Genomic DNA, 10,353 nt, shown 5'->3' with positions numbered 1-10,353 from the left:
CGCCCCACCCGGAGCCGATGGGCTCAATGGTCCCGGCTTGGGCGTAGATCGTTTGGTCGCTGTGGGAGAACAGATTGGCAGGTGCCGGACTGCCTTGGAGCGGCTTGTTCAAGTTGCCCAGGTTCAACACGATGGCGACCTTGCCGGCGGCGCGGAGTTGGTCCACCTCCGCCAGTCCATAGTGCAGGGCGTAGGTGTCGTCCGGGTTGGCCCCGGCGAAGTCCGGCATGAGCTTGCTGCTCGTCAGCGCCAGCCCGCTGGGGCCACGGATCGTTTGATAGGCGGGATAGCGGGCGCTGTCGCGGGGCACGACGGTATTGGCGGCATCGTTGCCCCCGGCCAGGAACACGCAGACCAAGGCTTTATAGTCGCTCACCGGGGTGGTGGCGGCCCGTAGCAAGCCGGTTTGGGCCATGGCGCCCAGCGCGGCCAAGCCGCCGGAGAGTTTCAGGAAGTGGCGGCGGGAGACGCCGCGAATGTGGCTGTTCATAGTGATTCTCCTGGGGCGCTTAACGGTGGATCAGGTATTCGCTGGAAATGACCGCGAGATAAAGCACCGTCTTGGCCCGCGTGGTCAGGTCGGTATAGGGCAGCGCGGTGTCGTACAGGGTCTTGCGGAGGGCCGGCGACATCCGCCCCTGGAATAGGGTGGCGTTGACTTTATCCAGCAGGACATTGGGGTTGTCGGCCACCGAGGCGAACGGCGACAGATTGATCTGAATAGAGGTGTTGGTGGACTGGGCGTTCAGGATGCCCCACAGGCCATTGGCGCGATGCACCGCGCGGGCGGGTGTGTAAATCTGGTACTCCGGCCCAAACAGCCCGGCCCCGTCCGGCGAGGTCAGCCGGTACAGCGGCGAGTAGTGGCCGAACACCGAGGGCGGCTCCAACACCTTCTGGCCCATCAGGAACAGCTCCCACTGGAACGGCGACGGGTCGGTGAGATTGGCGCCCATGGCCCGCATGAAACCCACCAGATGGGTCACCGGGTCTTTCAGATGGCCCTGGTTGGCGGTGGGGCTGTCCTGGCGGGCATCCGGGTAGGTCAGCGTGGCGCGGACCATCGCCCTGAGGTCGCCGCGCACGCCCTGGCCGTTATTGGCGAAGCGGCCGCCACATATTTGATGTAGTTGCCGTCGGGATTGCTGGTGACCAAGCCCCGGATGAAGCGGGTGGCGATGAAGGGCGGCAAATTGGGGTGATTGAAGATGGCCTTCAGCGCCTCGTCCAATTCCGCCGAGGCACCCAGGCCCGCCTTGATCTTGGTTTCGCCGGGCGCACCGGGGAACAGGGTTTTTTCCTGTTGATCATGGTACTGGTCCAGCGGCTCCATCTCTCCCACGAAGTATTGCGAATGGGCGACACCAACGGCTTGGCCGGGCTGGGTGGGATAGGTCCAGCCGGTCAGGGCCAGGGCCAAGCGCTGAATGGTGGTCTGGTCGTAGGTGGGCAGGGGCTTGTTGTTGGCATCGGTGATGGGGTTGCCATATTCATCAAGCTGCACCAGCCCCAGCGTGAACAACTGCATCAACTCGCGGGCGTAGTTCTCGTTGGCGGCGCTCTGACCGTTGCCGCCGGGCCTCCGGCTGTTGGCGAGGTCCAGGTACTTGCCCATGGTCGGCGACAGCGTGACCTCCTTCATCAGCTTGAAGAACGGGCTGTTGAAGGGGGCCGGTTCATTGGTCGGTGCCCGCAGCGCGTTGCGCGACAGCAGCCGCACCCAAGGCAGCAACTCGCTATCGGTGGTGTTCTTGTTGGTGGAGACCACGAAGATTTGCGACAGGGCGAACATGGTCCGCTGCCGCAATTGATCCGGGGCGGACGCCATGTTTTTCAGCCAGGCACCGCCCATCTGGATGGTCATGGTGCCGTCCGGGTAGGTGGTTTCCGGCAGGGCCAATTGCGCGTCGATCCAAGCGTGGGCGGCGGCGGTGGCATCGCCGGTGCTACCGATGAGTTGCTTCATCTGTAGCAGCGAGGCGGCATCCGGGCCGAAGCTGGCCTGCTCCAGGAACCGGGCGGCGGCCACGTCCACGGGGTCGGCGGGGGCGGCGGGTTCGTAGGGCGGGGTCGGCGTCACGCTGGAATAGCAGCCCGTCAGGCAAAGCTTGAAGGCGGCGGAATCGGCATTGGCGGCGTTCGACAGCACCAGATTGGTCTGGCCTTGGGGTGGGGACAGCACCGTCAAGGTGACTTGGCCCGTGGACTGGTATTGCAGCGTCACGGGCTGACCATTCAGGGTGGCCCAGACTTGCGGGTAGAAGCGGCTGCCTTTCACCACGACGTTGAAGCTGGTGGGTGTCACCGGCGTCGGCGTGGCGCTGCTGATCAAAGGACGGGGCAGGCGCAGTGTCACGATGGCCGAAGCGCTGTTGCCGTCGCTGGCGGTGGCCGTGACCGCGACCGGGTTGACGGGGGGCATGGCGGATGGCGCGGTGTATTTGCCGGTGGCGTCGACGCTGCCCACGGTCATGAGGTTGCCGCCCTGAATGCCGTTCACCGACCAGGTGACGGTGGTGTTGGGCAGGCCGGAGACTGCGGCGGTGTAAGTCCGGGTGCCGTCCAAGGGCACCGAATCGGTGATGGGGCTAATGGAGATGGCGGCTAGCGCGGCGTCCATGGCGAGGAACGCCAGGAGGCCGAGCAGCCGGACCAGGAGTGTTGTTATGGATCGCATAGTGGTGGCCTCTTGCGGTCGGTTATTGGAAAAGCCGCAAACCGGGGCGGGTATCGGGTATGCCCAGTCGGAAATCAGGGTATGTCAGCCTTGAATGCCGGGAATGCCGGTTTTTTGGTTTATTTTCACCGAGGAGTTTATTGGGGTTCGGGTATAAAAATACCCTACCTGGGTAGGGTATTGGCTGGGGAATAGTTCCGGGATTAGTGCCGGGGCTTTAAGGTTGGGGTGCGGGCTTTTTCGTTGATGGCAATGGGGAATATTTGCCCGTGCGGATAGGTAATTAGTTTCGCAGATTTTTAAACCGAGTCCTGTTTGAAAAACATAGTGTTGGATACCGCTTATAGGATGGGTGGAGCGCAGCGGACCCTATCATCTCGGGCTAAAGGGCATGATGGGCTGCGCTCCACCCATCCTTAAATCGATGAATCAGGGATTGTTACGAATGCCCAAACCCCGCCCGCCCGGCTAAAGTCGCTCCATTCGGTCCACCGAGAACCCGTATGGAACCGCCCCTCACCGACCCCGCGCCGCTCGTCATCAAGGATTGCGCCCTGCTCGCCATGGCCACCGGCAAGCTGGCGCAGAATCTCAAGGAACTGCGCGACCAACTCTTAGCCATCGACACCGACAGCCTTTACTATCACTTTTGGGGTGGCTTGCTGCACACCCGCTTCGAGGAGCGCGAATACAGCAACGACTTCGCCGCCTGGGCGCGGCATGGGCTGCACGACCGAGTGCTGGCGGAACGGCTCAGCGTGGTGGACGCCGCCATTCATCCCGACCTGGAAAGCCTCCGCCAGGAGTTGGTGGAAATCCTCGAACAACGGCTGGACGAGAAGGAATTCCTCGCCTGGACGCCACCCGACCGGCAATTTGAATTCATCCGCTCGCGCATCGTGGTGTTCCGCACCGAGCACCGCTTCCACGAGCCGCAAGCGCTGGCCGCTTATATCGGCGACATGTCTTCCGGCAGCGTGTTCTACCACTTCATCGACGCCCGCCGCCGCGACCTGCAATGCCGCGACGACTTCCGCGTCTGGCTGGATTCCTTCGACGGGCGCTATCAGGCACTCAGCCAGTGCCTCGGCCAGATCGACCCCTATTTCACCTCCCTGGCCGACCTTCGCGCCTGTTTGGTCAGCACATTTCGGGACTGCCTCGCGGATACCGGCCATGCCTAACACCCTGGATGATTACGCCGCCGTGGTCGGCCCCGCCGCCATCGAGCAATTGCGGCAACTGGCGCTGCTGCTCCAACACCTCAAGGTGGTCCACGTCAATTCCACCCGGCTGGGCGGCGGCGTGGCGGAGATTCTGGAAAAGCTGGTGCCGCTCATGCGGGAGCTGGGCATCGAGACCCATTGGGAAATCATCACCGGCAACCCCGAGTTCTATAAATGCACGAAGGCTTTCCATAACGGCTTGCAAGGCAACGCGGTGAACATCTCGTCGGAGGCGCTGGCGAATTTTGAAGACGTCAACGCCGTCAACGCCGAGCGCCTGCGCCCGGTGCTGGAGGACGCCGACCTCGTCTTCATCCACGACCCGCAACCGGCCCCGCTGCTGCGGTTCTTTCCGCAGCGGCAGGGGCGCTGGGTGTGGCGCTGCCACATCGACATCCGCCACCCGTACCGGCCCACCTGGCGCTATCTCAGAAACTTCGTGCAGAGCTACGACGCCAGCATTTTTTCCCTGGCGGCCTTCGCCCAATCCCTGCCACATCCGCAATATCTCATTCCGCCCAGCATCGACCCCTTAAGCGATAAGAACATCGACCTGCCCGAGTCGGACATCGCCGAGGCTTGCGAGCGGTTCGGCATCGACCGGGAACGGCCCATGATCCTGCAAGTCTCGCGCTTCGACCGCTTCAAAGACCCGGTGGGCGTGATTCAGGCGTACCGCATCGCCAAGGGCTTCCTGCCCACGTTGCAACTGGTGCTGGCGGGCGGCACCGCCGATGACGACCCGGAAGGCGAGGCGGTATTGGGGGAAGTGCAGCGGGCGGCGAACAACGACCCGGACGTGCGCATCCTGCTGTTGCCGCCCGACGCCCACCGCACCATCAACGCCTTGCAGCGGGCGGCGGATTTGGTGGTGCAGAAATCCTTGCGGGAGGGCTTCGGCCTGACCGTGACCGAAGCCATGTGGAAAGGGAAACCCGTGATTGGCGGCGACACCGGCGGCATCCGCCTACAGGTCATCGACCACCACACCGGCTTCCTGGTGAACACCCCGGAAGGCGCGGCGCTACGGGCGCGGTATCTGCTGCACCATGGCCATAAGCGGCGGGAGATGGGGGCGAAGGCGCGGGAGTTCGTGCGGGAGAATTTTTTGATTACCCGGCATCTGCGGGAGTACCTGACGCTGATGGTGAGCCTGGTTTATCAGGTGGAGGATCGGTTGGAGTTAATTTAATTGATAGTTCCCACGCAGGGCGTTGATCGTTCCCACGCTCTGCGTGGGAATGCCGTCTTGACCGCTCTGCAATCCGTGTCGGCCAGAAAGATACGGTCTATATGCCCCCAACACGGGACGCAGAGCGTCCGGGGATGCATTCCCACGCAGAGCGTGGGAGCAATAAGAATGGAATGTCGATATGCCCCATGCAAAACATGCCATGCCCTTCGGTACAGTCCTAACCCCCGAGGGCGTCCGCTTCCGGCTCTGGGCACCGGGCACCGCACAGGTGGAATTGCTGCTGGAAGGGAAGGGCGGCGAACTAGCCCGCCCAATGACGCCACACCCGGACGGCTGGTTCGAATACCTCGCCCCCGAGGCCAAACCCGGCAGCCGCTACCGCTTCCGCCTCGACAACGGCTTGTGCGTACCGGACCCCGTATCCCGCTGGAATCCCGACGACGTACACGGCCCCAGCGTGGTGGTCGATCCCGAAGGCTTCGCCTGGACCGACGACGGCTGGCAAGGCCGCCCATGGAACGAAGCCGTCATTTACGAACTACACGTCGGTACCTTCACCCCGGAAGGCAGCTTCCGCGCCCTACGGGACCGGCTGGACTACTTCGTGGCGCTGGGCGTGACCGCGCTGGAAATCATGCCGGTGGCGGACTTTCCCGGTCGGCGCGGGTGGGGCTACGACGGCGTGCTGCTGTTCGCGCCCGATGCCAGCTATGGGACGCCGGAGGACTTCAAGGACTTGATCGACGCCGCCCACCGCAAGGGGCTGATGGTGTTCCTGGATGTGGTGTACAACCACTTCGGCCCGGAGGGGAATTATCTCTACGTCTACGCCCAGCCGTTCTTCAGCCAGCGCCATCACACGCCCTGGGGCTCGGCCATTAATTTCGATGGCGATAACGCCCGCGCCGTCCGCGACTTCTTCATCCACAACGCGCTGTACTGGCTGGAGGAATACCGGCTGGACGGGCTGCGGCTGGATGCGGTCCACGCCATCGCCGACGACTCACGGCCCGACATCCTGGAAGAACTGGCGGATCGTGTTCGGGCCGGTCCCAGTCAGCAGCGCCACATTCACCTGATTCTGGAAAACGACGCGAACGCGGCCCGTTATTTGGCCCGCACGCCGGAAGCTTGTAGGTCGGGCTTAAGCCCGACCTGCCTCCGCCCTGAGCCGGACAAACGAGGTGAAAACGCTCTCGCCCATACCCTGGAAGCTTCACCGCATCTGTACGACGCGCAATGGAACGATGACTTCCACCACGCCGCTCACATCTTGCTCACCGGGGAAACCGATGGTTACTACGGTGATTATGCCGCCGCGCCCTTGGCCTATCTGGGCCGGACGCTGACCGAGGGCTTCGCGTATCAGGGAGAAATCTCGCCCTACCGCGATGGCCAACGCCGGGGCGAACCCAGCCGTCATTTGCCCACCAGCGCCTTCGTCACCTTCCTGCAAAACCACGATCAAGTGGGCAACCGCGCCTTCGGCGAACGACTGGCCCAATGGGTCGATCCCCACGCCTTGCGGGCCGTCGCTGCCGTTCATCTGCTGGCCCCGTCGCCGCCGCTATTGTTCATGGGCGAGGAATTCGCCAGCACCACGCCGTTCCTGTATTTCTGCGATTTCGAGCCGGAGCTGGCCGCCGCCGTGACCCGTGGCCGACGGGAGGAATTCGCCCGTTTCGCCCAATTCGCCGCCCCGGAAGCGCGGGAGACGATTCCAGATCCGTCCGATCCCCGCACGTTTCAGGCTTCCAAACTGGATTGGAGTTCACTGGATTCGCCCCGGTACGCCGAGTGGCTGGGGTTTTATCGGCGTTTGCTGGGTTTGCGGCAGAGGAAAATCGTGCCGTTGTTGCCGCTGTTGCGGGTGGGGGAGGCGCGGTATGAATTGCTTGGGGAAGGGGGGATTCGGGTGGTGTGGCCTGTTTTCACTTGCTCCCATGATTCGCACAACAGGAGTGCAAGGCTTGCCTTGCCAGACTCCGCGACCAGCGCAAGGCAAGCCTTGCACTCCAGTTCGGGCGGGGAAGACAGCCAGTTGACACTGCTCGCCAACCTCGGCCCCACCCCCCTAGCCAACATCCCCCGCCCGCCGGGCCGAATGCTAGCCACCAGCGAACCCGACCACGGCGCTCCGCTGGAAGCAGGCCATCTGCCGGGCTGGTACGCGGTTTGGCATCTGGCGGGGGAGGCCGCGCCCCGTGGCTAACACCCGGCTACTCGACCGCCTCTGCGCCCTATGCGGCATCGAGACCGACTACGTGAACGCCCATGGCGAAACCATCCGCTTGCTCAACGACACCAAGCGGGCGCTGCTGGTGGCGATGGGCATCGCCGCCGAGCCGCCGTCCAGCTTGCCTAAGCTGCTGACCGAACTGGAGGAGCGGGACTGGCGGCGAATTCTGCCGCCGGTGCGGGTGGCGGGGGCGGGCGTGGAAGCCGGTGTGGTGGAATTCACGCTCTCGGCCAGCGCGGAATCCGCCTGGCTGGATTGGTCGCTGGAATTGGAAGATGGCCGTCGCCGTTCCGGGCGATTCACGCCGGGGGGCTTGCCGGTCATCGCGGAACGCCGCGTCGGCGACGAAATCTACCGCCGCCATGCCCTGAACCTGCCGGACCCACCGCCGCCGGGCTATCACCGCTTGACCCTGAGCAGCGCGGGTGAACCGCCCGCCAGCATGGCGCTCATCATCGCGCCCACCCAGTGCTACCGGGCACCCGCGCTGGAAAGCCAAGAGCGGGTGTGGGGCTTGTCCCTGCCGCTGTATGCCGTGCGCTCGCAACGCAATTGGGGCATGGGTGATTGCAGCGACCTCAAGGGGCTGGTGGATTACGCCGCCGACCGGGGCGCGGCGCTGATCCGGCTCAATCCGCTCACGGCCTTGCGGCCCGCCGTGCCGCTGCGCTGCAATCCTTACGAGCCGTCCCATCGGCTGTTTTTTCATGCGCTGTATCTGGACTTGGAAGCCGTGCCCGATTTCGCCGAGAGCGAATCGGCGAAGGCTCTGGCTGCTGATTCCGAATTCCAAGCCCGGTTGCGGGCGCTGCGTTCCGACGAACTGGTGGATTACCGGGAGTTGGCGGCGCTCAAGCTGGATTTCGCGGCCCGGCTGTACGCCCATTTCCGCGAGCATCATCTGGCCGCCACGCCGTCGGAGCGGGGCGCCGAGTTCCTTGCCTATCGGGCCGAATGGGGCGAGGCGCTGTTCAAGCAAACCCTATTCGATGCCTTGTCGGAGCATTTCCTCCAACAAGACCCGGAGCTTACGGCCTGGACCGACTGGCCGGATCAGTACAGCGACCCCGACTCCGCCGCCGTGCGCGAGTTCGCCAAGCGGGAGGCCGGGCGGCTGGAATTCTTCGCCTATCTCTATTGGCAGACCGAGTTGCAATGCGAGGCGGCGGGGCGGCGGTCGTTGGAGGCGGGGCTATCCATTGGCCTGTGCCAGGATTTCGTGTTCGACGCCGCCGCCGAGGGCGGGGAAGTCTGGGCCGCACAAGGATTGCACGCCGCCGGGGTACGGTTGGGTACGCCAGCCCCCGAAGCGGGCGGGGAAGGCACAATATCCGGGCTGGCCCCGTTCCTGCCGCTAGCCTTGGAAGCGTCGGCCTATGCGCCGTTCGTCGATGCGCTGCGCCATAACATGCGGCCCATGGGGGCGCTGCTGATTCACAACATTCTGGTATTGCGGCGGCAGTTCTGGGTGCCGGAAGGCGCGGGGGAGGGCGGCTGGGTGGGGTTTCCCTTCGAAGATTTGCTCGGGATTCTGGCTCTGGAAAGCCAGCGCAACCGTTGCGTGGTGCTGGCGGGCGATGCGGCCTTGAAGATGGACGATTGCGAACCCCTGGAGCGGCTCGGCATCCTGCCGTTCCGGTCGTTCTTCGCCAAATCCGCCGAAGCGCCGGACATCGCCGTGCGGGAGTTCCCCCACTGTGCCGTGGTGGCGACGGCGGGCGTGGACGAGCCGACCTTGCGGGGTTTCTGGCTGGGCCGAGATTTGGACGAGAAAACGGCGCTGCGGCTGTTCGCCTCCGAAGCCGAGCGCCACGAGCAGGCGGTGAACCGGGCCGTGGCGCGGGTGCGGCTGCTGGTGGCGCTGGAACGGGAAGGCTTGTTGCCGGGCGAGGCCAGCATTCATCCGGTGTCGGTGCCTGACCTGTCGTCCGACTTGGTGATCGCCATGTACCGCTACCTGTGCCGCACCCCGGCCCGGATTGTGCTGGTGCGGATGGAGGACGCGCTGGGCCAGGCCGAGCCGGTGGCCCTGGCCGGTGCCCCGGCGGACTATCCCAACTGGCGGCGCAAGCTGCCGCTGGAAGTCGAGCAATGGCGCCGGGAAGCCGCCGTTGCCGCGCTGATGGACGCCATGGCGGAAATCCGCGCCGGGGCCGCACGGCTTCCGCCCAAGCCTAAATCCACCGGCTTCGGCGGGGTGGTGTACACCGTGCCGAGGGCGACTTACCGCCTGCAACTCAACCGCGAATTCACCTTCCGCCAAGCCGCCGAGATCGTGCCCTATCTGAACGAGCTGGGCATCAGCCATTGCTACGCCTCGCCCTATCTGAAGGCCCGCCCCGGCAGCAGCCACGGCTACGACATCGTGGACCACGCCGCCCTCAACCCAGAACTGGGCAGCCGGGCCGATTTCGAGCAGTTCCTCCGCGAACTGGCCCGGCGCGGCATGGGCCATATCCTCGACCTGGTGCCCAACCACATGGGCGTGATGGGCAGCGACAACGGCTGGTGGCAGGAGGTGTTGGAGAACGGCGAGGCGTCCGATTACGCCGACTTCTTCGACATCGACTGGCATCCGGTGAAAGACCCGTTGCGCGGCAGGGTGCTGTTGCCGACCCTGGGTTTGCCCTACGGCACCGCGCTGGAAAACGGCGAACTGGAATTGGTGTTCGACCCAGAGGAAGGTTCGTTTTCGGTGTGGTACGGCCCGCATCGGTTTCCGGTGGACCCGAGGGAATATCCCCGCATCCTGGGCTATCGCCTGGAGCAACTGGAAGCCGCCGTGGGCGCGGAGTCGCCGGACCTGCACGAATTCCAAAGCCTGGTCACCGCCTTCGGCCATCTGCCGGGGCGCTGGCAGACCGGCGAGGGCAAGCGCTCGGAGCGGAGCCGCGATAAGGAAGTCCACAAGCGCCGTCTGGCCCGCTTGTGCGCTGAAAGCCAGGACGTGGCCCGCTTCATCGCCCGCAACGTGGCCGAGTTCAACGGCACGCCGGGCGTCCCGGCCAGCTTCGAC

At 64.5% G+C, this 10,353-nt stretch carries 5 protein-coding genes and 1 pseudogene; 4 read left to right on the top strand and 2 right to left on the bottom strand.

Translation table 11 applies throughout. The features are described from left to right. Together ACXWUF_RS11650 and ACXWUF_RS11645 are read right to left on the bottom strand one after the other, a co-directional pair. A partial coding sequence (locus ACXWUF_RS11650; protein ID WP_458494851.1) for a DUF1501 domain-containing protein occupies window positions 1–490 on the bottom strand: 490 nt, incomplete at its 3' end. A gap of 19 nt (window positions 491–509) precedes the next feature. Then, window positions 510–1,966: pseudogene (locus ACXWUF_RS11645) on the bottom strand (DUF1800 family protein). A 1,214-nt stretch (window positions 1,967–3,180) separates the two neighbouring features. Between ACXWUF_RS11645 and ACXWUF_RS11640 the strand changes: the two are divergent. The 4 genes from ACXWUF_RS11640 to malQ all read left to right on the top strand — a co-directional run. Further along, the gene (locus ACXWUF_RS11640; protein WP_458494850.1) at window positions 3,181–3,861 is read left to right on the top strand and encodes a DUF5752 family protein; all 681 of its coding nucleotides are present in this window, start codon (window positions 3,181–3,183) and stop codon (window positions 3,859–3,861) included. Next, complete coding sequence (locus tag ACXWUF_RS11635) at window positions 3,854–5,095, top strand: glycosyltransferase (RefSeq protein WP_458494849.1); 1,242 nt, start codon at window positions 3,854–3,856, stop codon at window positions 5,093–5,095. The genes ACXWUF_RS11640 and ACXWUF_RS11635 overlap by 8 nt, the downstream gene beginning before the upstream one ends. A 181-nt stretch (window positions 5,096–5,276) precedes the next feature. After that, complete coding sequence (locus ACXWUF_RS11630; RefSeq protein ID WP_458497704.1) at window positions 5,277–7,310, top strand: alpha-amylase family glycosyl hydrolase; 2,034 nt, start codon at window positions 5,277–5,279, stop codon at window positions 7,308–7,310. Continuing rightward, on the top strand, window positions 7,303–10,353 hold a 3,051-nt coding region (malQ, locus tag ACXWUF_RS11625; protein WP_458494847.1), incomplete at its 3' end, for a 4-alpha-glucanotransferase. The genes ACXWUF_RS11630 and malQ, both read left to right, overlap by 8 nt.

The organism is Methylomagnum sp. (genome assembly GCF_054333355.1).
The sequence above is the reverse complement of the archived record's forward strand: the minus strand, read 5'-3'. Positions and strand labels throughout refer to the sequence as shown.